This is a genomic window from Serratia sp. YC16 (assembly GCF_009707615.1).
Lineage (GTDB): Bacteria > Pseudomonadota > Gammaproteobacteria > Enterobacterales > Enterobacteriaceae > Serratia > Serratia surfactantfaciens.
Genome location: NZ_WLYN01000001.1, coordinates 319938 through 339562, shown reverse-complemented (window position 1 = coordinate 339562; position 19625 = coordinate 319938). Strand labels below are relative to the sequence as shown.

Below are 19625 nucleotides of genomic sequence, written 5' to 3'. Positions count from 1 at the left end.
ACATCAAATGCAGGACATTATGGCCAGACCTTCTTTTTTTCTTGATTTCAGTTTGCTGAGAAGCAATGCGCATTTTCGCGCGATTTTCTGCGCCCGCATGCTGTCGGTGTTTTCCCTCGGCATGTTGGCGGTGGGGGTGCCGATTCAGATCCAGGCCATGACCGGCTCCACGTTGCAGGTGGGGGTCGCGGTGGCGCTGGACGGCGTAGGCATGTTTATCGGCCTGATGCTGGGCGGCGTGCTTGCCGATCGCTACGATCGCCGCAAGCTGATCCTGTTTGCACGCGGCACCTGCGGGCTGGGCTTTGTCGCCCTGAGTCTGAACGCCTTCGCCCCGGCGCCGTCGCTGTGGGCGCTCTATCTGCTGGCGGCCTGGGACGGATTCTTCGGCGCGCTCGGCATGACGGCGCTGATGGCGGTGATCCCGCTGCTGGTCGGGCGTGAGAACCTGGCGGCGGCGGGGGCCTTGAGCATGGTGACGGTGCGCATCGGCGCTATTCTGGCGCCGGCGCTGGGCGGGATTATCATCGTGTTCGGCGGCGTGGGGCTGGCGTTCGCCGTGGCGGCGGCCGGGACGCTGGGCACCCTGGTTCCGCTGGTGCGCTTGCCGACGCTGTTGCCGCAGCATCAGGAACCGGAACACCCGCTGCGCGCGCTCGCCAGCGGTTTCCAGTTTGTCTGGCGCAATAAGGTGGTCGGTTCGGTGGTGTTGCTGGGGATGCTGATGAGCATCGTCGGCGCCGTCAGGGTGCTGTTTCCGGCGCTGGCGCAGGACGCTTACCACGTCGGCGCGTCCTCTATCGGCCTGATGTACTCTGCGGTGCCGCTGGGGGCGATGCTGGGCGCGCTGACCAGCGGTTGGGTGGGGCGATACGCTCGTCCCGGCGTACTGATTCTGGTCGCCGCCATCGTCGCGTTTACCGCTATCGCTTCGCTGGGGCTGTTCAGCCACCTGGCGCCGGCGCTGCTGGCGCTGGTGTGTTACGGCTACGCCAATGCCATCGCTTCGCTCCTGCAGTTCATGCTGATCCAGAGCAACACGCCGGATCATCTGTTGGGCAGGGTCAACAGCCTCGGCACCGCCCAGGACGTAACCGGCGATTCGATCGGCGCCTTAGGGCTCGGCGTACTGGGCAGAGTGTTCACCCCGTTGATGAGCGTGCTGTCGTTTGGCGCATTCGCCGCTGTGCTCGGCGTGCTGGTGGCCTTCAGCGTGCGTACGCTGCGCCAGTGCCGGCCGGCGGACGCGTTGGTCGAGCACGATGAGCCCGCTGCGGCAACCTCAGCGGCGGCGGACAACTAACCCCTCACGGCGCCGGCTGTTCCGGCCGGTGCCGTTCTCCCCACTGGCACATCATGTCGATCACCGGGATCAGCGAACGCCCGCGCTCGGACAGGCTGTACTCCACCTTGGGCGGGATCTGCGGATACTCCTTTCTCACCACCAGGCGGTCTTTTTCCAGCTCTTTCAACGTCGAACTCAGCGTTTTGTACGAAATGGTGCCGATGCAGCGCTGCAGTTCGTTGAAGCGCAATACCGGCTTATACAGCGCCAGCCAATAAAGAATAATCATTTTGTATTTGCCGTTGATCACCGACAGGGTGTAGCCATAGCCGGTGTCTTCAAGGCTGATGCCCGTTGGGCTGCAGCGGGATTCGGCGGTCATTTTATACTCTCTCCGGGGTAAGTATGTGTCGTGAGTGTGCGTATTTTACATTCTGCCAGCATACCCTAAGATGCGTCGAAACACCTGTCTGGAGAAATCAGTATGAAAACGTTAGTGGTAGTGACCCATCCCGATATGGCGAATTCGGTGGTGAACAAGCGTTGGCTGGAGGAACTGCGGCGCTATCCGGCGCGCTATACCGTGCACGAACTGCATCAGGCCTATCCGGACTGGCGGATCGACGTCGCCAGGGAACAGCAGCTGATTGAAGCGCATGACAACATCGTGCTGCAGTTTCCGATTTACTGGTTCAGCAGCCCGCCGCTGCTGAAAAAATGGCTGGACGACGTGCTCACCTACGGCTGGGCCTACGGTTCCCGCAGCGGTTACAAGATGCAAAACAAGAAGCTGGCGCTGGCGGTCACGGCGGGCGTGCGCGCAGAAGATTATGCGCGCGCAGGGCGCTATCGCTACTCGCTGGAGGAAATCTTTCGGCCGTTTGAAGTGACCGCTGGTTACGTGCGGGCCGACTATGCCTCGTTCTTCGCCTTTTACGGCAAAGAGACGGCTTCGGACGGGGCGACAGAACAGGTTCAGCAGCATGAGCTGGACAGCAGCGCACAGGGCTACCAGGCATTTCTCGCCGCCCTGAATTAACGATACTCCCCGGATGCGCCTGATAGTGCTGTTGCGAATGTCCGGGGAGGATTATGATTAGCGGATCCTTTGACTCGCCGGTGATAACCCCATGCCTTCGGCCGAAACGTTCATTGCTTTTCTGATTGCGCTTACCCTCCTGGAACTGTCACCCGGACCGGACATGATGCTCACCCTGGCCAGAGGCATCGGCCAAGGCCGCCGCATCGCGCTGCTCAATGTTTTCGGCATGGTTTTTGTCGCTGGCATGGTGCAGGTTTCCATGCTGGTGCTCGGTCTCGCCACGCTGCTGCATACTTATCCGCTGGCGTTGGACGTGTTGCGTTGGGTGGGAGCGGCCTATTTGGTTTGGCTGGGGATAAAAATGCTGAAGGTAAGCCGTCAGCCTGTCGATGCGGTATTGAAACCCCGGACGATGACCGGGCGGCAGGCGGTGAAAGAAGGGGCGATTAACAGCCTGACCAACCCTAAATCGCTGCTGTTCATGTTTGCTTTCCTGCCGCAGTTTGTTAACCCTGAAATCGGGCCGGTTTGGGTGCAATTGCTCGTTTTGGGCTCCATTCAGAAACTGGCCGGGATCCTTTCGCTGGGCTCTGTCGCCATGGCCGCCGGCACCGTGGGGCAATGGCTCGCCCGTAATCCCCGTTGGTTGGTGTGGCAGCAGAGATTTACGGGCGTGGTGATGATGGGATTGGGCGCCAAACTCCTGCTTGGGGGCGGTGCCGCGTCAGCGCCGCGATAATGGCGCGGCTCGCGCTATTTCAGGTGAATGCTAAAGCCGCGTTGCCCCGGCGCAAGGGGGTCCTTTAACGTCAGCTGCGGGATCAGATAGTCCCCGGCATTCTGTCGCCGAAATGGGATTGGATCGGCGTTCCACAGATTATCCAGCCGCTGCCCGAGCCGCTCGCACAGATCGGCGAAGCGCGTCTCGTCGGTCTTTCCGGCGCGGTAGGTGACGAACGGCGGCAACACCTCGAAGCCCGGGTAATGCAGCATGCCGTGCTGGATCGGAAACAGGATATCGTCGATCGGCCCGTTGATGCCGCGCGGGGCGTAATGGGATTCCCACCCGCCGGCGCTGACGATCAGCATGGCTCGTTTGCCCGCCAACATCCCTTCGCCGTAACGGTCGCCCCAATGCGTATCGGAATGCTCACCAACGCCGTAGGCAAAACCATAGGCATAGACGCGATCGACCCAACCTTTCAGGATCGCCGGCATCGAGAACCACCACAGCGGAAACTGCAGCAGCACCGCGTCCGCCCAGCGCAGCTTTTGTTGCTCCCGTTCGATGTCGGCGCTCTGCACGCCGCTGGCGTACGCACGCTTCGAATCCAGCGAAGGATCGAAACGGGGCCCTGAAGCACCTTCCTGGCTGTCCTCGGCGTCGATCGCCGCTTTCCAGCGCATGGCGTACAGATCGGAAACCTGCACCTGATGGCCGGCCTGCGTCAGGCGTTCAACGGCGAAGTTTTTCAGTGAGCCAGTCAGCGACTGCGGCTCCGGGTGGGCGTAAACAATCAACACATTCATAACAGCTCTCCTTGGTGTGAGAGCTGCAGGTTAGGGCGTTAGTAGGTATATTAGAAATGAATTACCGTTATCCCAGGTATAACTATGAATAATTTAAGGCGACTGGATCTCAACCTGCTGGTGACGCTCGACGCGTTGCTGGCGGAGCACAACGTGACGCGCGCGGCGCAGCGGCTCAATTTCTCCCAACCGGCGGTCAGCGTGCATCTCGCCAAACTGCGGGCGATCTTTGACGATCCGCTGCTGCTGCCTGGCCCGCGCGGCATGCGTCCGACCGCCAGAGCGGAGCAGCTGCGGGAACCGTTACGCCAGGCATTGGCGGCGCTCGAGTTGGCGGTAACGCCGGCCACGCCTTTCGATCCTGCCGTGGCGACCGATACCTGGCGCGTTGCCGCCTTCGACTATGGCGAATCCACCATCGTGCTGCCGGCGCTACAGGGTTTGCGAACCGCGGCGCCCGGCACCCGACTGGCGGTGCTGGAAATCGCGCCGGCACGTCTCGCCAAACTGGCGGAACAGGGAGGGATCGATCTGGCGTTTCACACCCGCGAAGGCGCGCCGCCCGGTCTGCGTCAGCGCACGCTGTTCAGTGAACGCTATGTGCTGGTGGGCAGAGTCGGCCACCCCAATCTGCATGAAAACCTGACGCTGGCGCAATTTTGCGAACTGGAGCAGGTGATGGTCTCGCCGGACGGCGGCGGCTTCTACGGCATGACCGATCGGGCGCTGGCGGACGTGGGGCTGACGCGGCGCGTGGTGCTTTCGGTGCCGCATTTTCTGTTCGTTATCTCCGTACTGACGCAATCCGATTTGGTGGCGATGTTGCCTGAGCGGCTGGTGCGCAACCAGCCTCTATTGCAGCAGATCACGCCGCCGCTGGCGGTGCCGGGCTTTGAAATGACCATGCTGTGGCACGAACGATCGCATAGAGATCCCGCTCACCGGTGGCTGCGGGATCATATCCTGCGTTCCGTGTGAGCGGCTTGACAGATTAAACGGAAAAGCGCTTTTTAATTCTGTCGACCGGCGTGCCATCGCTGAGCGGCACCTGCAGCAAACGATCGTAATCGCGAAAGCCCATTTTTTGATAATAGGCGAGGCCGCCGACGTTATCCGCCCGAATGGTGGCGTTGATGTGCTTGAAACCGTGCGACTTCGCCGCCGCTAACGTTGCGGGAAACAGCGCGCTGCCGACGCCACGCACCTTCGGCGACAGGCGAGAGAAGGTGGCAATATCTGCGGTATCGGACGGCAGGGCATCGTCAACGCTCAGCGACTGGAAGCCCACCAACAGTCCATCCACCTCCGCGACCTGGCAACTCAGCGCATTGTCGCCGCTGATGAACCATTCGCTGAATTCGGCTGGGGTGAGGGGCGTTTCTATCGCGGTCGTGCCACCGGCGCTGATCACCTCATTCAATAACTGCGTCAGCGCTTCAGCATCTTGCGGGGTTATCGTTCTGATCTTCATTGCGTTGCTATCTCCTCCACAGGGGTTTCAGGCGTAATGAATCTGCTGGAACCATCGAAAGAAGATAGACGCAGGCGTCCGGCAATGAAATACCGGAACGTGCGGGACAAAAAACAGCGCGGGAAATTACATGAACAGGAAGCGGTCGGCCAACGGAACGCCGCGCTCGAGGCGTGGTGGCAGCGCGTCGTCGCGATCGTCAGGCTGGGCAGCCTGTGGCGCGACATCTTCGGCTTTTTCAATCATCAGCTCGCCGAGCAGGGCCAGAAAACGAGTGAGCTTTTGCATATTCCCTCCGGATCGGTGATTAGGTTAAGCGTGATACTAATCGCCGCTTAACCGGATGGGAAAAACTTAAAACTCATATCCTAAGAACCGGATCGCATATCGCGTGACCGGGCGACGGTTGCCCATCGCCCGGTGAACGGCTTAGAAGGTGACGTTAACCTTGGCCCACAGGGTGCGGCCCGGTTCATTCACCGCGCTGTTGGCCGAATACCCGAAGGCGCTGTTGCCCGCCAGGTTGAGGTGCTCGCTGTAGGTCTTGTTCAGGATGTTATCCAGACCGGCGCTCAGCTTGACGTTCTTATTCAGCTTGTAGGCGGCGTTGGCGGACAGCACGCCGAAGCCGGCGCTATCGGCAAAGTCTTTGCCCACCACGTTGCCTTCGTTGATCGCCACGCGGTGCTGGCTGCTGACCAGACGCCACAGGCCGGTGCCGCTCCAGTCGCCGTACTCGTAGGTCAGGCCCAGGCGCGCTTCCAGCGGCGGGATCTGCGGCAGCGGGCGGCCGTCGCTAGTGTTTTTACCCCAGGAGTAGGCCAGGCTGGCGTCGGTTTTCCAGTGTTCGCTCAGCTGGTAGCCCATGCCCATTTCACCGCCCATAATGTTGGCGTTGACGTTATCGGCCTGGCTGAGGCGCGCGTTGTGCGGATCGTATTTGAACAGGATGAAATCATCGACCCGGCCCAGGTAAGCGGAGACCCAACCGTTGAAGCGCTTGCCGTTGTACTGCGCGCCAATATCGAGTTGCGTGGTTTTCTCGCTCTTGACGCTGGCGAACGGATCTTTGCTGCCGTTCGGACCCAGCTTCGGCGAGAACAGCTCCCAGTAATCCGGGAAACGTTCGGTATAACCGACGCCGGCATACAGCATCAGCGGCAGATCGGCCAGCGTATGCTCAAGGCGCATAAAGCCGCTCGGCAGCGTATCTGAACGTTCCACATCGTTGCCATTGCGGAAGTTCTCCACCAGGGTGCGGTCGAGACGCGCGCCGCCGATCAGCTTATCCTGCTCGCTGGTGGACCAGGTCAGTTCGCTGAAGGCGCCGTAGCTGTTGAACTGGGCGTCTTTTTCCCAGCTGCCGCGGCTCATGCTGCGATGGGTGTTGGTCTGGGTGTCCATACCGCTTTCAAGCTTCACGTCCTGCCACTGCCAGGTACCCATCACGCGGCCGCCGACGGTGCGGCGATCGAGCTGCATCGTCATGCCGGAAGACATCATATGCCCGCCGTGGCCGCCCATGCTCATGCCGCCATGCCCCCCGTGGCCGCCCATGCCGCCGCTGCCCGGCGAGCGCAGAGTCACGTTGTCCATCACGTGGTTGGCGTAGTTGTAGTAGACCTGCGCTTCAAGCTTATCCAGCACCTCGCCGATGTTGGATTTTTCCACCCGCATGCCCAGGCTTTCGCGCTTGAACTGCGAACCGTCCATGCTGCGGCCGGCATAGCGCGCTTCGCCGTTGCCGCGGCCCATGGTCACTTCCAGCAGCGTATCGTTGTCCGGCGTCCAGCCGAGCGCCAGATCGCCGTTCCACTTGTCCCAGCGCGACGGCACGCGCGTATTGGTGCCGTCCTGATAGTCGTTGGAACGGGATTTGTTGGCCATCACCCGCAGATAACCTTGTTCGGCGCCGAGGCTGGCGTCGATATTCTCATCCCAGCGGCCGTTGGAACCGGTCAGCACGCTGGCGTTGCCCTTGATGCCCGGCTTGTCGAAGCGCGGGCGTTCACGCTCGAAACGCACCGTGCCCGCCGACGATCCCGGCCCCCACAGCACCGTCTGCGGCCCTTTGGTGATGGTCAACAGATCGAAACTTTCCGGCGAGATATAAGAGGTGGGCGCATCCATCCGCGACGGGCAGGCGCCCAACATTTCCGAACCGTCGGTGAGGATCTTCAGCCGCGAACCGAACATGCCGCGGAACACCGGATCGCCGTTGGTCCCACCGTTGCGGATCTGCGAAAAGCCGGGGATGGTTTTCAGGTAATCCGAGCCGTCGCTGGCCGGCACCGGCTGGCGCGGTGTTTTCGGCGAGGTGACGATGGTCAGCGGTGAGTAGAGCGGCGCGCTGACGGTGATCACATCGGCATCATTAGTCTGGACCTCGGCAGGGTGTTGGTGCGCCTGCGCCGCGTGGCCGGCCAGCAGAAACAGCGGCATGGCGGTAGTGATAGCGCGGGTAACGGCATTCTTTTTATACGTCGGTTTAAACATCATCTTTCCTTAAGCTAACTCTTTTCCGTGCTTGGCCGAGGGATTATTCAGGCGTGGGGCGGCCTGGCAAAAATCACCATCGGGAAATACGGGGGTTAATTCCATCAACATGGAAATAACCGGGCTAATAATGTCGTCTCGATGCATAACCATTGGGCGAATTAATTCCGCCGCGTTGAAGCGATCAACGGCTAATACGGAGAACGGCAATAGGCTTATTTTAAAATCTGAGGAAAGAGACGGGGGGCGCGCGCGGCTGTAATTCGGTGTGAACAACGTGGGCAAACAGGGGAACGAGATAGTGGATCGGCGGCGGCCGCGAGGCCAGCGACTGGGACCAGAACAGCGGGGCATGGCTCACGTCCAGCAGCGGCGCGTGCAGCAACAGCACGCAGTAGCCGCAGGCGCTGTCGTCCATCATCATCGCCATGTTGTGGTGGCCGCCGCCGTGCTGCATCTGCGGCGGCGCGGCTTTTTCAGGTTCAGGCGGCGGCGAGTGCATCCCGTGATGCATCGGCATCTCCATGCCGCAGTCCGCCATGACGGTCGTTCCAGCACTTCCGGCGCGCACATGCTCCAGGGATCGCGAGACCACCGGCGCAATGAACAGCATCAGAATGGCAAACATCCCTAACCAGGCAGCGGCCCGATTTCGCGATGCAGAGGGCTGAATTAACGACACAATCAACCTAAAAAAAGGGTTAACACAGGGTAGGGAATTGTACTGGTTTATGTCGAAATGTTAAAACCTTTTATTTCTGGTCAATGGTCTGTTGATGAATATATTATCGAATGAGCGCTTTAATTCTGACCAGCGGCTATTTTTTTGCGCCAATAACGTGACGGGGACAATATTAATGACGGAAAAACTGGCGAGCACCATTATCCCGCTTTATGACGAACATGCTGCCGCCTGGGAACGCCTCAGGCCCACCACGCTGTTTGAACGGCCGTGGCTCGACCGCTTTTTGCAGCTGGCCCCGGCCAATGCCCGGCTGCTGGATCTCGGCTGCGGCAATGGTACGCCGATCGCCGCCTATTTTATCGATCAAGGGTATCGGGTGACCGGCATCGACAGCTCCCAGGCGATGATTGCGCGCTGCCGGCAACGTTTTCCGCAGCAAGAATGGCGGCAGACGGATATGCGCCAGCTGGATTTGGCGGTCAGGTTCGACGGCCTGCTGGCCTGGGACAGTTTCTTTCATCTGGCGCGCGACGATCAGCGCCGCATGTTTCCGCTGTTCAGACGGCATGCCAATCCGCATGCCGCACTGATGTTCACCAGCGGCCCTGCAGACGGCGTGGCGATCGGCAGCTTCGAAGGCCAGCCGTTGTTTCACGCCAGCCTGGCGCCGGAAGAGTATAGGCGCTTATTGCAGGAGAACGGCTTCCGCGTGGTCGACCATATCGTGGAAGATCCCGCCTGCGGGGGGAGAACGGTGTGGCTGGCGCAGGTTGATGAGTGACGATGTAACGGTCGGGTTCGCCTGAACCCGACCGTTAACCTTATTTGGCGCTGACGCGCCAAACGGTATTGCCGACGTCATCCGCAACCAGCAAAGCGCCGGTCTTATCGACAGCCAACCCCACCGGGGCGCCATAGAGTTCCTTCTCGTCGTCGGAGACAAAGCCGGTGACCACCGCTTTGAGCTTGCCAACCGGCTTGCCTTGTTCAAACGCCACATAGCTGACCCGGTAGCCGTTCAGCGGCGATCGATCCCAACTGCCGTGTTCGCTGATAAAGGCGCCGCCGCGATAGTCGGCCGGCAAAGCGCTCGCGGTGTAGAACAGCAGCCCCAGCGGCGCGACGTGCGAGCTGAGCGCGTAGTCCGGCTTGATGGCTTTCGCCACAAGATCCGGCCGCGCCGGCTGCACCCGCCGATCGACATGCTGACCAAAGTAACTGTAAGGCCAGCCGTAGAAGCCGCCGTCCTGCACCGAGGTCAGGTAGTCCGGCACCAGATCGGCGCCGATCTCGTCACGCTCGTTGACGATAGCCCACAGCTTGCCGCTGTGCGGCTCCCACTGCAGCCCGGTCGGGTTGCGCAGGCCGCTGGCAAAAATGCGGCTGGCGCCGGAGGCGGTGTCGACTTCCAGCACGGCGGCGCGCCGGTACTCTACGGCCAGGCCGTTCTCGGTGATGTTGCTGTTGGAACCCACCCCGACATACAGCTTCTTCCCGTCTGGGCTGGCCAACAGCGCCTTGGTCCAGTGGTGATTGATGGTGTCCGGCAGGTCGGCCAGCTCTTTACCCGCATCGCTGATGCGCGTCTCACCCGGCTGATAGGCGTACTGCATGATGTTGCCGGTGTTGGCCACGTACAGCGTGTTGCCAATCAGCTGGACGCCGAATGGGGAATCGAGCCCCTCGAGGAAAACATGCTTTTCCCAACTGCCGTCGGCAGTGGGGCGTAGCAGGGTGATGCGGTTGCCGCCTTTGCCGCCTTTACCGGATTGGCCTTTCACCAGGCCGGCGATCAGTTGCTTGGTCGTGCTTACCGCTTCGGTGCCCGGCCCGTTGGCTTCCACTACCAACACATCGCCGTTGGGCAGGGTAAGCAACTGGCGCGGATGCAGTAAACCGTCCGCCACCTTTTCGATTTTCAAGCCTTCGGCCACTTTCGGCATCTGGTTCTGTTGCCAGCCCACGCCCTTAGGCACCTGCATCGGCGGGATCAGGAAGTTTTGCGCCGCCGGCAACGTCGGATCCGGGCCCATTTGTTGCTCTGGCGAAATGACGGCGCTGTTATCACAACCTGCCAGTGCCAAAACGGCAGCCAGAGAGAGCGCCAGGGATGATAGCTTCATGAAAACCTCCTTATTTTGCACGGGCAGCAAGGGCCAGCAGAATATTAGCCAGGCTCAGCAGCGCGACCACGATGGCAGACAGCACCACACCTTGCGGCACCACGGCATACGCATCACGGCTATGCACGAAAGCGTTGACGATGGCGAGAACGATGGCGATCAGATTCAACCAGAAGTGGAGTTTGACCGATGCTCCCAGCCGGCGGCTGCTGCCGAACCACACCTGCACCAGGTTAATCAGCCGGGGAATAATGGCAAAAACCAGGCCGATGGCGATCAGCCAACCGGCACCATTGACCCACTGAATATTCGCCGTGTAGGCATAGATAATGTCGAAAATCAGCGCCGCAGTGAAAAATCCGTAGGGTATCGGGTTGAGCCATTCATAGACGGCCACCGCAGCCGCTGAAGGCCTTGCTGTCGTTTGCGTGGTCATTCAGGTATCTCCATGAAAAATGATGAGTAAAAAGGGCATTGACCTCTTAAAGCTTTGTTCAGATTCAGCGATTTGAACAATTTTGATTCTCATTTTTAGCATGCGATGTTAAAACCGAAACCATCACTTCGGCATTATCAATGGGTTAGCATTACCAGGAGGAAGGGCATGAGCATAGAACGCGTTCAGCGATTTCTGACCGAGCACGCACCGGAAGCGACGGTAACGGTGTTGGCAAAGAACACCGCGACGGTGGCGCTGGCGGCGGAAGCCTTTGGCGTTGAGAGTGGGCAGATCGCCAAGACGCTGTCGTTTCGCGTGAACGACGGCGTGGTGCTGTTGGTGATGGCGGGAACCGCCCGGATCGACAACAAAAAGTACAAGCAATACTTCGGCGTAAAGGCGCGCATGCTGCCGGCAGAGGAGGTGGAGGCGCTGACCGGCTATCCGCCCGGCGGCGTTTGCCCCTTTGCCGCGCTGGAATCGGTCAGAATTTACTGCGATCGCAGCCTGCGTGCTTACGATGAAGTGCTTCCGGCAGGCGGTAGCGATAATTCAGGCGTGAGAATTGCGCCACAACGGCTCGCCAGCATCACCGGAGCAGAGTGGATTGACGTGACAGGGTAACGCTAAGTGACGACGTCACATTTGTGTTATGTTAAATAGAGATGGTAGCTACTTAGTTAATGTGCTGTTTTAACTGAAAAAATCACTAATCCAGCGAGATATGGCAAACCGCCTCGATATTATGGCCATCCGGGGCGATCACAAATGCCGCATAGTAGTGAGCATGGTATTGGGGCCGCAAACCGGGCGCGCCGTTGTCTTTGCCGCCGGCGTTTAACGCGGCATGGTAGAACGCATCGACCTGTTCACGGCTGCTGGCGGCAAATGCCAGGTGCAGATGCGCCGGTTTTTCATCGGTCTGAAACAGACATAAGGAAACGTTACCTCGATCGGGACACATTTCAACGCCGTAAGCGGGTTCACCTTCGGCCACGACTTTTACGCCCAGCGGCACCAGCGCATTGAGGAAAAACGCTTTGCTGAGGGTGAAGTCGCTAACGCCAAATTTCACATGGTCAAACATGGAAATGCTCCTGGGGGATGCAGAAAATGTCCCATTCAGTATAGCCAGCGCCGTGATTGGTGGAGGAAGCGGTGCAAACAACACCAATGCGCATTTAACATGCAAATAGTGCCCGTTTAGGAGACGCGTTTGGGAGAAATCTGCAGCATCGTAGCTGCCGAATTTTCTCAGATTTCACGTAGCGCGATCAAAAAAGCAGGGGGTTCCTGGCCAATGCCGGCAGGTATACGCCATTGAAAATTATGCCCGGTCATCATTAATGAAGTGGACAATGGCAGCGTGCATCAGCACGGTCGAGGCTTATGATCCGCAGCGAGTGGAGCGTTATAAAGGTGAAGCGCTGAAACTACGCGAGATACTGGCTGGCGAGAACGGCAACGTCGCGTGGCGAGAACGGGATTGCCGGCAGGCGTTACGACATCAAGGGAAACGACAATCGCACGCATCACGTGCATGTATTTACTGCGGGAAGTGAACAGGCGATCAGACATTTGGCGTTCAGAGATTATCTGCGCAAGCATCATGGTGTTGCTCAGCAATACGCGGAGACTGCGGAAGCCTGTAGATAAAAACCAGAGGCCTATGGCCGGCTGAAAAACGAATTTGTTCAAAGGCATGAGCAGCTGGTGCGGACTTGGTTGGCCGCAGGAGAAACCCCATGAATCAGGCCTGGACGCCAGAATCCCTGTATCCTTACCTTGGTGCGCATAATGTATATTATGTTAAATGGAATTACTGGGTACGCACCGGGGTTATCCTGCCCGTCCTTTCTCACCTCACCTTCAAGGCTTATCAGACTGATATCCTTTTTTATGTTTAAGCCCATCTATCGACACATCTCAGTTTCATCATCTCAGTTTAGCCCTTAGTCGGCGTACCTTGATGAAAGCGCATCTGCCAACCCGCCTTTTCCGTCAGGAGCCAAATCGATGAGCGTTCGGTGCAACGAACGACGCGGCCCTGCGCGTCACGCTGAAAACTTTTATACGTCAGCAACACGGCGCCTTCACTGATTTTCGCCAGCTTAAAGCCTGCGGCGAAAATCGGCGGATAATCCGTTTCCATCTCCAGCGCCGCAACGGTTTGGCATTTGTCATAACGTAGGCCTGAACGACCAATCTCTTCAAAGTCTTCATGCAACAATGCCGCAACACGCTGCGGATCGCGGCGCACCGTTGACTGGTGCAGTTCAACTTCAAGCGTCTGGAATAGACTCAGCAACACTGCAGAATGGGTCAAAATACCCTCCTTTTTTGATCGCGCTACGTGAAATCTGAGAAAAATTGCGACCCATGGTAACGCAGAAAAATGCATGCGGGTCCGCCTTTATTTAACGTTCAGCTGACAGCCCCGACAGAAAAATACCTGTTTCAACCCTATTGATTGCCTGCACTTCACCCCTTGTGTCTCGTAAACACAAAAATACGACTCGTGACATCAAGAACACGGGGCCGCTGATAAGTATACTTTTAACCTATTAAACAATAAGGAGCATAAATAATGCGCATTGCTATACATGACTCTCTTGGCCAGCCAGAGCAAGTTATTCGTATCGAACAAACCTCTCGCCCGAAGCCAAAAGCCGGCGAAGTGTTGTTGCAGATGGTTCTCTCACCGATTCACAACCATGACCTGATGCAAATTTCTGGTACCTACGGCATCAAACCGGAGTTACCTGCCCGAGCAGGAACCGAAGCTCTCGGCCGTGTTATCGAGGTTGGCGCAGATGTGAAGCACTTGAAAGTTGGCCAGCGCGTAGCCGTATCGGGGGCCATCGGCACTTGGGCCGACGCTTTTGTCGCACCCGCCGCCACACTCTTGCCGGTTCCGGATGATATCAGTGATGAACTGGCGGCCCAATTACTCGTTATGCCATCAAGCGCAACCGTTGTGTTAGATGACCTGGGCGTTAAAAGCGGTCAATGGATGATCTTGAGTGCCGCCGCGGGAGCCGTAGGCAAGAACCTTGCGCTATTGGCGGCCTCTCGCCAGATCCGGGTTATTGGTCTGGTCAATCAAGAGCATCAGGTGCAAGAGCTAAAAGAACTCGGCGTTGACGTGGTTGAAAATACGGAAATAGAGGGTTGGCAATCGCGCATAAAGGCGGCGTTAAACGGGGAGCCACTGCTCTTTGGGCTGGACTCTGTGGCGGGAAAGCTCACCGGGGAAATGTTGAGCATCATGAATGATAATGCCACGCTGGTCGTGTTTGGCGCCATGAGCAATCAACCGCTATATATTGACTATCAGGATGTCATTTTCAAACAAGCCATCATTCGCGGTTTCTGGGGGTTGCGGAAATTCGCTGCGTTGAGCGACGAATACCGATCACGAATGATCTCAGAGATTATAACGTTGGCCCAAAAAGATGGGTTGAATCTGCCAGTAGCCGCTGTCTATGACCTTGGCGATATTGCAAAAGCCATCGGCACCAAGCATGCGCCAGGTAAAGTGTTACTGCGCGGCAGCGATATTGAGCGCTAATCTGATGCGGTCGATCGAGTGATGCGACCGCCCTATCTGGAGATACACAATGAAAATAGATATTTGGTCTGATGTCATCTGTCCATTTTGTTATATCGGTAAGCGGAAATTGGAAGCCGCTTTAGAGCAAACAGGTATCCAGGCAGAGATCGAATGGCACAGTTTTGAACTAAGCCCAGATTCTCCTCGCTATCACGGGGTCTCTCTGCCGGAAACGATGAGCCAGATGTATGGGATCAGCCGGGAACGGGCTTTGGCGATCTTGAAACACGAGGAGCAGGAAGCCAGCCGTATGGGGCTGGACTTCCAGTGGGAGATTGCCAAGCCAGGCAATACATTTGATGTCCATCGCTTGATCCATTTGGCAAAGTTTTATGAATTAGGAGACAAAGCCAAAGAAAGATTTTTGAAGGCTTATTTCACAGAGGGACAAGACATCGGCGATCAACAGGTCCTTCGGGCGCTAGCGCTCGAGATCGGTTTGCCCGCAGATAAGATCGATGACGTACTGGAGAATAATCTTTTTGCTGATGAAGTGCGCTTTGATGAGTGGGATGCCCGTAATCGTGGCATCCGTGGCGTGCCCTACTTTGTTATCAACGATAGCGCTACGGTGTCTGGCGCCCGTGAAGTTAATGAGTTTATCAATGTGCTGCGTGACCAAGTGGCTCTGCTGGCCTCACAAGCGGAGACAGGAATATGCAATGGCGGATTTTGTGAAATCAAGAAATAATGACGTCACTCTTACCGTACGCTGAGGTGCAAAGATGATGGTACGTTCTACCGGCATGAAAGGTTATTCCAGCCTCATGAAAGACCTTGGCGTCGACCCATTGCCACTGCTTTACAAACATGGTTTACCCGAGGATTTAGGCGAAGTCGATGACGCGCTGGTGCCGTTGATTCCCGTGATGCAACTCATGGAAGATAGCGCATCTGCCTCACAGCATTTTGATCTTGGCCTGAGGCTCGCCGCACAGCAAGATATTGATATTGTTGGTCCTCTTGCTCTGGCTATACGCCATTCAGCAAATGTATATGAAGCAATGTATACGTCTTCACAATATATGTATGTGCATAGCACCGCGATTCATCTTGGCCTGGTTGAACCAAGCCCACTCATTCCCGATTCTGTTGAAGTGCGTATTGAGATCGGCGTGCCTAATGCACCTATGTTTCGGCAAACTATCGACCAATGTCTGGGCAGAATGCACCATATGCTCAAGTCTTTTGCCAAAGAAAATTATCAGTTACTGGCGATAACCTTCCCTTATGAAGGGAAACCGGATTACGGCGCCTATCAGCGTTTTTTTGGCCGAGCGGTCATTTATCCTGAGCACGAATACATTGGGCTACACGTATCGCCGAAAACCTTGAGCAGCAAAATCGATAATATTAACCCGGCATTGAAACGCATTGCCCTGGAATATCTACAGATGCACTACGGCAACCCGGAATTATCGATGGTGAGTCGTGTCCGTCGAGCCCTGCATTGCACGATAGGAACATCCGGTGGAAGCAAGTCTTCAATTGCGGAGTTGCTGTTTTTACACCCACGGACAATGCAACGAAAATTGGCCGAAGAAAACGCGACTTTTGACCTGATCCGTGATGAAGTCCGCCAGGAAATCGCATTTCGTTTTCTCACGCAAACCCGTATGCCGCTGTCACAGTTGGCACCTTTGCTCGGTTTTGCCGATCAATCGGTCCTTACGGTTTCATCCAGACGCTGGTTTGGTATGCCGCCCTCCAAAGTCAGGGCGATGAATTCAGCGACCAATGGATAAGGATATAATATGCATAGAGCCGAAGTGGTCAGGGTAATGTTGGCCTGGATTGAGGAAAATATCTCTGGCAGGCTCACGTTAGATGAAGTTACTTGCCGATCCGGGTACTCAAAATGGCATTTTCAGCGGATATTTAGAGAGGAGACCGGGAAGATTCTCGGGCAATATCTTCGTGAGCGACGTCTCACTCATACAGCATTTGAATTAAGGCTGTCAAAAAAATCAATCACTGACATTGCGTGGGATCACGGGTTTGATTCGGTGCAAGCATTCACCCGCTCGTTTAAGCGTCAATTCCAGGTGACCCCTGCCGTTTACAGGAAAACCCCCTCCTGGCCCTATAATGGGATGTGCCCACCAATACGTCTCGAGTTAATTAATGTACCGCCGATGAATATCGTGCTACAGCAAGAGATACGGCTTCTGGGGCGATTTAACTATTACTCTTACCCCAGGTGTCGTATTGATGATGGGCAGTTGCAGCTATGGATGAAATACTGGGTTAATTTTATTTCAGCGCTGACCAGCCGGCCTAAAAACCTCGTCGGATTGCTAAACTATCACGCAGGCGAGAAAAAAATAGACTCCGTTGACTTTAGTTACGTCACCTGCGTAAAGGGTGACGAACAAGGCGATGAATATCCCGATCTCCATGCCATTAACATTCCTGGCGGCATGTACGCTTGCTTCTATTATAAGGGTGTGGCCGAGAAGCTTAATGAATTCATTTGCCATATTTACGATACATGGCTGCCGTTGAAGGGACTCAATCGTTTAAATGGGTATGATGTCATCAAATATTCAATCGATGAGTCACCAACCAGCGCCTATGACATGAAAAACATTGAGATTGAATACTGCATTCCAATATAGGCAGAGGCTCTCACGCCCGTCTTCCCCTCAGCTATTTTTCACATGCGACCGCCGAACTCGCAATTCCCCATGCCGCCAGGCGCCGTCCGCCGTGGCGCGATTGTCGATCAGGCGATTCAAGGCCTCTTCGACCAGCCGGTCGATGCGTTGGCTATAGCTGGTCAGCGCCCAATTGGCAGAGCCGGCTTCGTCGATATCGTCGAAACCTACCACGGCTATGGCTGACGATGGCGCCGTTTGCCTGATGGCTTCGAGCGCCCCCAAGGCCAGCACGTCGTTCTCGCAGAACAGCGCCGCAACCCGCTCGCTTTCCGGCGTGGCCTGCAGGTATTCGCTCATCAACTGAAAACCGCGCTGGCGATCGTAGTGGCCGGCAGTGAGTACCCTATCCAGCTGAAAACCGGCAGCGAGCAGCTTGTCGCGGTAGCCTTCCATACGCAGTAAATGGCTGCTTTGCGTGTCCGGCCCCTTCATGTAGCCAAAGCGCCGGTGGCCTTGCTCAATCAGCAGCGCGGCGATCTCTTCGCCGGCGCGGTAGCCGTCGATATTGACCACATCAATGTGTTCACTTTCCGTATTGCGACACACCTGCACCAGCGGGATCTGATGCAGATCTTGCGCGATTGCCACCCACTCTTTGGTTAACACGGTCGCCAGGAACAGAATGCCATCGACCTGCAGCTGATCGGCCATCGCCATCACCGCCCGGTAATTTTCTCCGGCGGTGATGTTCAGCAGCAGCGCCATGTAGCCGCGGGTTTGCAACTGTCTGGTCACCATATCAAGCATCATCATCGAATGTGGATTCTTCATCTCGTCGATGGCCACGCCGATGATGTGCGTGCGTTTTTGCGACAGGCTACGTGCCAGCAGGTTCGGCCGATAACCCAGCTCGGCCGCCGCCGCCAGCACGCTTTCACGCGCGCTGTCCGAGATCGACGCGCCGGGCGTAAAGGCGCGTGATACCGTCCATTTGGAAACGCCGGCCTTTTCGGCAACGTCGCTGGCGGTGGCTTTGTGGTGTTTCATCATGATTGTGTCGATCCCTGCTTCGGTGAAGTCAAACTATATCCTGTTCGCTCAGATCCCCTAAGCGCCCGTCGACATGCCTGCTGCAATTATGTGCTGTTTTTGCACCCGATTGCAATTCGTTGTGCAACCGGGTGCAAAATGTAAACGGTTTGTGATCGTCTACGCTGTTTTCACCTTTCCCCTATTGACCAAATTTTATCCATCATTGACATTCACGGTGGCATTCAGAGACTCATCGCCCTTTTGTCTTCTGTTTTGCACCCGGTTGCAAAGACACTGTTTTTACACAACACCTCTCTTCTCAACAGGATACCGTAATGAAAAAAACCAGACTGCTGTTGATGTTAGCCTGCTCGCTGTTCGTCGGAACCACCCAGGCCAAGACCTGGCAGGTCGGCGTCGCGCTGGCCAATTTCGATCTCAACTTCGTCTCTATCCTGCGCAGCCAAATGGCGCGTGAATTGGCTGCGCAGCAGTTGCAAGGCCAGTTCGTCGATGCCAAAGGCGATGTCGCCTTGCAGGTGCAGCAGGTAGAGGATCTGATCAACCAGGGCGTAAACGCCATTATCCTCAACCCGGTCGATACGCAAGGCGTCCAGCCGATGATGGCGGCCGCCCAACGTGCCGCGATCCCCCTCATTTTCGTCAACCGCAAACCGGAAGTGCCGCTGGTCGGTGCGACGGCCTACGTCGGTTCTGATTCGGCGCTCAGCGGCCGCCTGCAGATGGAGGCTCTGGCGAAAAAAATGAACTATCGCGGCAACGTGGCGATCCTGATGGGCGCCCTCTCCAACGAAGAAACTCGTGAACGCACCCGTGCGGTGGAAGCGGTGATCGCCAAGCACAAAGATCTGAAAGTAGTAGAGAAACAGACCGCCAAATGGCAGCGCAATGAAGCGGTCGACGTGGTCTCCGGCTGGTTGCTGAACGGCGCGCCGATCGATGCGATCGCCGCCAACAACGACGAAATGGCCATCGGTGCAATCATGGCGCTGAAGCAGGCCAAAAAGAACGGCGTGCTGGTTGCCGGCATTGATGGCACACCCGACGGCCTGCAATTTATCAAGAACGGCGACATGGCAGTGACCATTTTCCAGGATGCCAAAGCCCAGGCGATCGGCGCGGTGCAAGTGACCCGAGCGATGTTGGATCGCGCTAAAACCGAGCCTTACAACTGGGTGCCTTATGCCACCGTGACGGGAGAAAACTACCCGCAATTTGCACAGATGAACCAGAAATAAATCGTTGCCACTCTCTTTTTCAACTCATTTTGCACCCGAGTGCAAAACAC

23 protein-coding genes and 1 pseudogene are annotated in these 19625 nt (G+C 56.8%); 13 read left to right on the top strand and 11 right to left on the bottom strand.

What is annotated here, in order from left to right; all coding sequences use genetic code 11:
- Positions 1–19 precede the first annotated feature (19 nt).
- Positions 20–1303 carry an enterobactin transporter EntS gene (entS, locus tag GKN89_RS01655; RefSeq protein WP_154746219.1) on the top strand — a complete coding sequence of 428 codons (1284 nt, stop codon included), beginning with the start codon at positions 20–22 and terminating at the stop codon, positions 1301–1303.
- Positions 1304–1307: 4 nt separating this feature from the next.
- Here entS and GKN89_RS01650 read toward each other — a convergent pair whose 3' ends face one another.
- Complete coding sequence (locus tag GKN89_RS01650; protein WP_019455377.1) at positions 1308–1667, bottom strand: helix-turn-helix domain-containing protein; 360 nt, start codon at positions 1665–1667, stop codon at positions 1308–1310.
- A 102-nt stretch (positions 1668–1769) separates the two neighbouring features.
- Here GKN89_RS01650 and GKN89_RS01645 point away from each other — a divergent pair, with 102 nt between their 5' ends.
- A complete protein-coding gene (locus GKN89_RS01645; protein WP_019455376.1) occupies positions 1770–2324 on the top strand; it encodes an NAD(P)H-dependent oxidoreductase in 555 nt (184 codons plus the stop codon).
- 91 nt (positions 2325–2415) lie between these two features.
- Positions 2416–3066 (top strand): LysE family translocator, encoded by a 651-nt coding sequence (locus tag GKN89_RS01640; RefSeq protein ID WP_019455375.1) that lies wholly within the window; start codon positions 2416–2418, stop codon positions 3064–3066.
- A gap of 14 nt (positions 3067–3080) precedes the next feature.
- Here GKN89_RS01640 and GKN89_RS01635 read toward each other — a convergent pair whose 3' ends face one another.
- Positions 3081–3857 (bottom strand): NAD(P)H-dependent oxidoreductase, encoded by a 777-nt coding sequence (locus tag GKN89_RS01635; RefSeq protein WP_019455374.1) that lies wholly within the window; start codon positions 3855–3857, stop codon positions 3081–3083.
- Positions 3858–3941: 84 nt separating this feature from the next.
- On the opposite strand from GKN89_RS01635, the gene GKN89_RS01630 reads away from it, so the two are divergent.
- Positions 3942–4835 carry a LysR family transcriptional regulator gene (locus GKN89_RS01630; RefSeq protein ID WP_154746218.1) on the top strand — a complete coding sequence of 298 codons (894 nt, stop codon included), beginning with the start codon at positions 3942–3944 and terminating at the stop codon, positions 4833–4835.
- Between the two features lie 13 nt (positions 4836–4848).
- Here the strand turns inward: GKN89_RS01630 and GKN89_RS01625 are convergent, their stop codons facing one another.
- The 4 genes from GKN89_RS01625 to GKN89_RS01615 form a co-directional block, all read right to left on the bottom strand.
- Positions 4849–5328: a GNAT family N-acetyltransferase gene (locus GKN89_RS01625; RefSeq protein ID WP_019455372.1), complete on the bottom strand. Its 480-nt coding sequence runs from the start codon at positions 5326–5328 to the stop codon at positions 4849–4851.
- 126 nt (positions 5329–5454) lie between these two features.
- Entirely contained in the window at positions 5455–5616 is a 162-nt protein-coding gene (locus tag GKN89_RS24280) for a hypothetical protein (protein WP_019455371.1), read from the bottom strand.
- A gap of 141 nt (positions 5617–5757) precedes the next feature.
- Complete coding sequence (locus tag GKN89_RS01620) at positions 5758–7824, bottom strand: TonB-dependent copper receptor (protein ID WP_063919478.1); 2067 nt, start codon at positions 7822–7824, stop codon at positions 5758–5760.
- 220 nt (positions 7825–8044) lie between these two features.
- A complete protein-coding gene (locus GKN89_RS01615) occupies positions 8045–8452 on the bottom strand; it encodes a DUF2946 domain-containing protein (RefSeq protein WP_071532857.1) in 408 nt (135 codons plus the stop codon).
- A 229-nt stretch (positions 8453–8681) separates the two neighbouring features.
- On the opposite strand from GKN89_RS01615, the gene GKN89_RS01610 reads away from it, so the two are divergent.
- The gene (locus GKN89_RS01610; protein ID WP_154746217.1) at positions 8682–9290 is read left to right on the top strand and encodes a class I SAM-dependent methyltransferase; all 609 of its coding nucleotides are present in this window, start codon (positions 8682–8684) and stop codon (positions 9288–9290) included.
- A gap of 40 nt (positions 9291–9330) precedes the next feature.
- On the opposite strand, the gene GKN89_RS01605 is transcribed toward GKN89_RS01610, so the two are convergent.
- Together GKN89_RS01605 and GKN89_RS01600 are read right to left on the bottom strand one after the other, a co-directional pair.
- Complete coding sequence (locus GKN89_RS01605; RefSeq protein WP_154746216.1) at positions 9331–10632, bottom strand: sorbosone dehydrogenase family protein; 1302 nt, start codon at positions 10630–10632, stop codon at positions 9331–9333.
- 10 nt (positions 10633–10642) lie between these two features.
- Positions 10643–11068: a DUF2231 domain-containing protein gene (locus tag GKN89_RS01600; RefSeq protein ID WP_025159754.1), complete on the bottom strand. Its 426-nt coding sequence runs from the start codon at positions 11066–11068 to the stop codon at positions 10643–10645.
- Positions 11069–11236: 168 nt separating this feature from the next.
- Here GKN89_RS01600 and GKN89_RS01595 point away from each other — a divergent pair, with 168 nt between their 5' ends.
- Positions 11237–11695, top strand: coding sequence for a YbaK/EbsC family protein (locus GKN89_RS01595; protein ID WP_154746215.1), 459 nt, complete (start codon positions 11237–11239; stop codon positions 11693–11695).
- An 85-nt stretch (positions 11696–11780) separates the two neighbouring features.
- On the opposite strand, the gene GKN89_RS01590 is transcribed toward GKN89_RS01595, so the two are convergent.
- Complete coding sequence (locus tag GKN89_RS01590; RefSeq protein WP_154746214.1) at positions 11781–12158, bottom strand: VOC family protein; 378 nt, start codon at positions 12156–12158, stop codon at positions 11781–11783.
- Positions 12159–12535: 377 nt separating this feature from the next.
- On the opposite strand from GKN89_RS01590, the pseudogene GKN89_RS01585 reads away from it, so the two are divergent.
- Positions 12536–12703: pseudogene (locus tag GKN89_RS01585) on the top strand (GrpB family protein); the annotation flags it as partial.
- A gap of 113 nt (positions 12704–12816) precedes the next feature.
- A complete protein-coding gene (locus tag GKN89_RS01580; RefSeq protein ID WP_154746213.1) occupies positions 12817–12978 on the top strand; it encodes a hypothetical protein in 162 nt (53 codons plus the stop codon).
- Positions 12979–13016: 38 nt separating this feature from the next.
- On the opposite strand, the gene GKN89_RS01575 is transcribed toward GKN89_RS01580, so the two are convergent.
- Positions 13017–13397: a DUF4440 domain-containing protein gene (locus GKN89_RS01575; protein ID WP_063919473.1), complete on the bottom strand. Its 381-nt coding sequence runs from the start codon at positions 13395–13397 to the stop codon at positions 13017–13019.
- Between the two features lie 261 nt (positions 13398–13658).
- Between GKN89_RS01575 and GKN89_RS01570 the strand changes: the two genes are divergently transcribed.
- The 4 genes from GKN89_RS01570 to GKN89_RS01555 are packed head-to-tail and all read left to right on the top strand — an operon-like array spanning position 13659 to position 17302.
- Positions 13659–14642, top strand: a complete 984-nt coding sequence (locus GKN89_RS01570; RefSeq protein ID WP_063919472.1) for a zinc-binding dehydrogenase — start codon at positions 13659–13661, stop codon at positions 14640–14642.
- Between the two features lie 49 nt (positions 14643–14691).
- A complete protein-coding gene (locus GKN89_RS01565; protein WP_063919471.1) occupies positions 14692–15375 on the top strand; it encodes a DsbA family oxidoreductase in 684 nt (227 codons plus the stop codon).
- Between the two features lie 34 nt (positions 15376–15409).
- Complete coding sequence (locus tag GKN89_RS01560; protein ID WP_211129810.1) at positions 15410–16429, top strand: AraC family transcriptional regulator ligand-binding domain-containing protein; 1020 nt, start codon at positions 15410–15412, stop codon at positions 16427–16429.
- Positions 16430–16438: 9 nt separating this feature from the next.
- On the top strand, positions 16439–17302 hold the full coding sequence (locus GKN89_RS01555) for a helix-turn-helix domain-containing protein (protein WP_063919470.1): 864 nt from the start codon (positions 16439–16441) through the stop codon (positions 17300–17302).
- Between the two features lie 27 nt (positions 17303–17329).
- On the opposite strand, the gene GKN89_RS01550 is transcribed toward GKN89_RS01555, so the two are convergent.
- Entirely contained in the window at positions 17330–18334 is a 1005-nt protein-coding gene (locus tag GKN89_RS01550; RefSeq protein ID WP_063919469.1) for a LacI family DNA-binding transcriptional regulator, read from the bottom strand.
- Positions 18335–18651: 317 nt separating this feature from the next.
- On the opposite strand from GKN89_RS01550, the gene GKN89_RS01545 reads away from it, so the two are divergent.
- The gene (locus GKN89_RS01545; RefSeq protein ID WP_019455360.1) at positions 18652–19575 is read left to right on the top strand and encodes a substrate-binding domain-containing protein; all 924 of its coding nucleotides are present in this window, start codon (positions 18652–18654) and stop codon (positions 19573–19575) included.
- Positions 19576–19625 lie beyond the last annotated feature (50 nt).

What these genes read in the sequence shown, in the direction of transcription:
- entS (WP_154746219.1), top strand. Translation starts at nt 20, where the DNA reads ATGGCCAGACCTTCTTTTTTTCTTGATTTCAGTTTGCTGAGAAGCAAT.
- GKN89_RS01650 (WP_019455377.1), bottom strand. Translation starts at nt 1,667, where the DNA reads ATGACCGCCGAATCCCGCTGCAGCCCAACGGGCATCAGCCTTGAAGAC.
- GKN89_RS01645 (WP_019455376.1), top strand. Translation starts at nt 1,770, where the DNA reads ATGAAAACGTTAGTGGTAGTGACCCATCCCGATATGGCGAATTCGGTG.
- GKN89_RS01640 (WP_019455375.1), top strand. Translation starts at nt 2,416, where the DNA reads ATGCCTTCGGCCGAAACGTTCATTGCTTTTCTGATTGCGCTTACCCTC.
- GKN89_RS01635 (WP_019455374.1), bottom strand. Translation starts at nt 3,857, where the DNA reads ATGAATGTGTTGATTGTTTACGCCCACCCGGAGCCGCAGTCGCTGACT.
- GKN89_RS01630 (WP_154746218.1), top strand. Translation starts at nt 3,942, where the DNA reads ATGAATAATTTAAGGCGACTGGATCTCAACCTGCTGGTGACGCTCGAC.
- GKN89_RS01625 (WP_019455372.1), bottom strand. Translation starts at nt 5,328, where the DNA reads ATGAAGATCAGAACGATAACCCCGCAAGATGCTGAAGCGCTGACGCAG.
- GKN89_RS24280 (WP_019455371.1), bottom strand. Translation starts at nt 5,616, where the DNA reads ATGCAAAAGCTCACTCGTTTTCTGGCCCTGCTCGGCGAGCTGATGATT.
- GKN89_RS01620 (WP_063919478.1), bottom strand. Translation starts at nt 7,824, where the DNA reads ATGTTTAAACCGACGTATAAAAAGAATGCCGTTACCCGCGCTATCACT.
- GKN89_RS01615 (WP_071532857.1), bottom strand. Translation starts at nt 8,452, where the DNA reads ATGTTTGCCATTCTGATGCTGTTCATTGCGCCGGTGGTCTCGCGATCC.
- GKN89_RS01610 (WP_154746217.1), top strand. Translation starts at nt 8,682, where the DNA reads ATGACGGAAAAACTGGCGAGCACCATTATCCCGCTTTATGACGAACAT.
- GKN89_RS01605 (WP_154746216.1), bottom strand. Translation starts at nt 10,632, where the DNA reads ATGAAGCTATCATCCCTGGCGCTCTCTCTGGCTGCCGTTTTGGCACTG.
- GKN89_RS01600 (WP_025159754.1), bottom strand. Translation starts at nt 11,068, where the DNA reads ATGACCACGCAAACGACAGCAAGGCCTTCAGCGGCTGCGGTGGCCGTC.
- GKN89_RS01595 (WP_154746215.1), top strand. Translation starts at nt 11,237, where the DNA reads ATGAGCATAGAACGCGTTCAGCGATTTCTGACCGAGCACGCACCGGAA.
- GKN89_RS01590 (WP_154746214.1), bottom strand. Translation starts at nt 12,158, where the DNA reads ATGTTTGACCATGTGAAATTTGGCGTTAGCGACTTCACCCTCAGCAAA.
- GKN89_RS01580 (WP_154746213.1), top strand. Translation starts at nt 12,817, where the DNA reads ATGAATCAGGCCTGGACGCCAGAATCCCTGTATCCTTACCTTGGTGCG.
- GKN89_RS01570 (WP_063919472.1), top strand. Translation starts at nt 13,659, where the DNA reads ATGCGCATTGCTATACATGACTCTCTTGGCCAGCCAGAGCAAGTTATT.
- GKN89_RS01565 (WP_063919471.1), top strand. Translation starts at nt 14,692, where the DNA reads ATGAAAATAGATATTTGGTCTGATGTCATCTGTCCATTTTGTTATATC.
- GKN89_RS01560 (WP_211129810.1), top strand. Translation starts at nt 15,410, where the DNA reads ATGATGGTACGTTCTACCGGCATGAAAGGTTATTCCAGCCTCATGAAA.
- GKN89_RS01555 (WP_063919470.1), top strand. Translation starts at nt 16,439, where the DNA reads ATGCATAGAGCCGAAGTGGTCAGGGTAATGTTGGCCTGGATTGAGGAA.
- GKN89_RS01550 (WP_063919469.1), bottom strand. Translation starts at nt 18,334, where the DNA reads ATGATGAAACACCACAAAGCCACCGCCAGCGACGTTGCCGAAAAGGCC.
- GKN89_RS01545 (WP_019455360.1), top strand. Translation starts at nt 18,652, where the DNA reads ATGAAAAAAACCAGACTGCTGTTGATGTTAGCCTGCTCGCTGTTCGTC.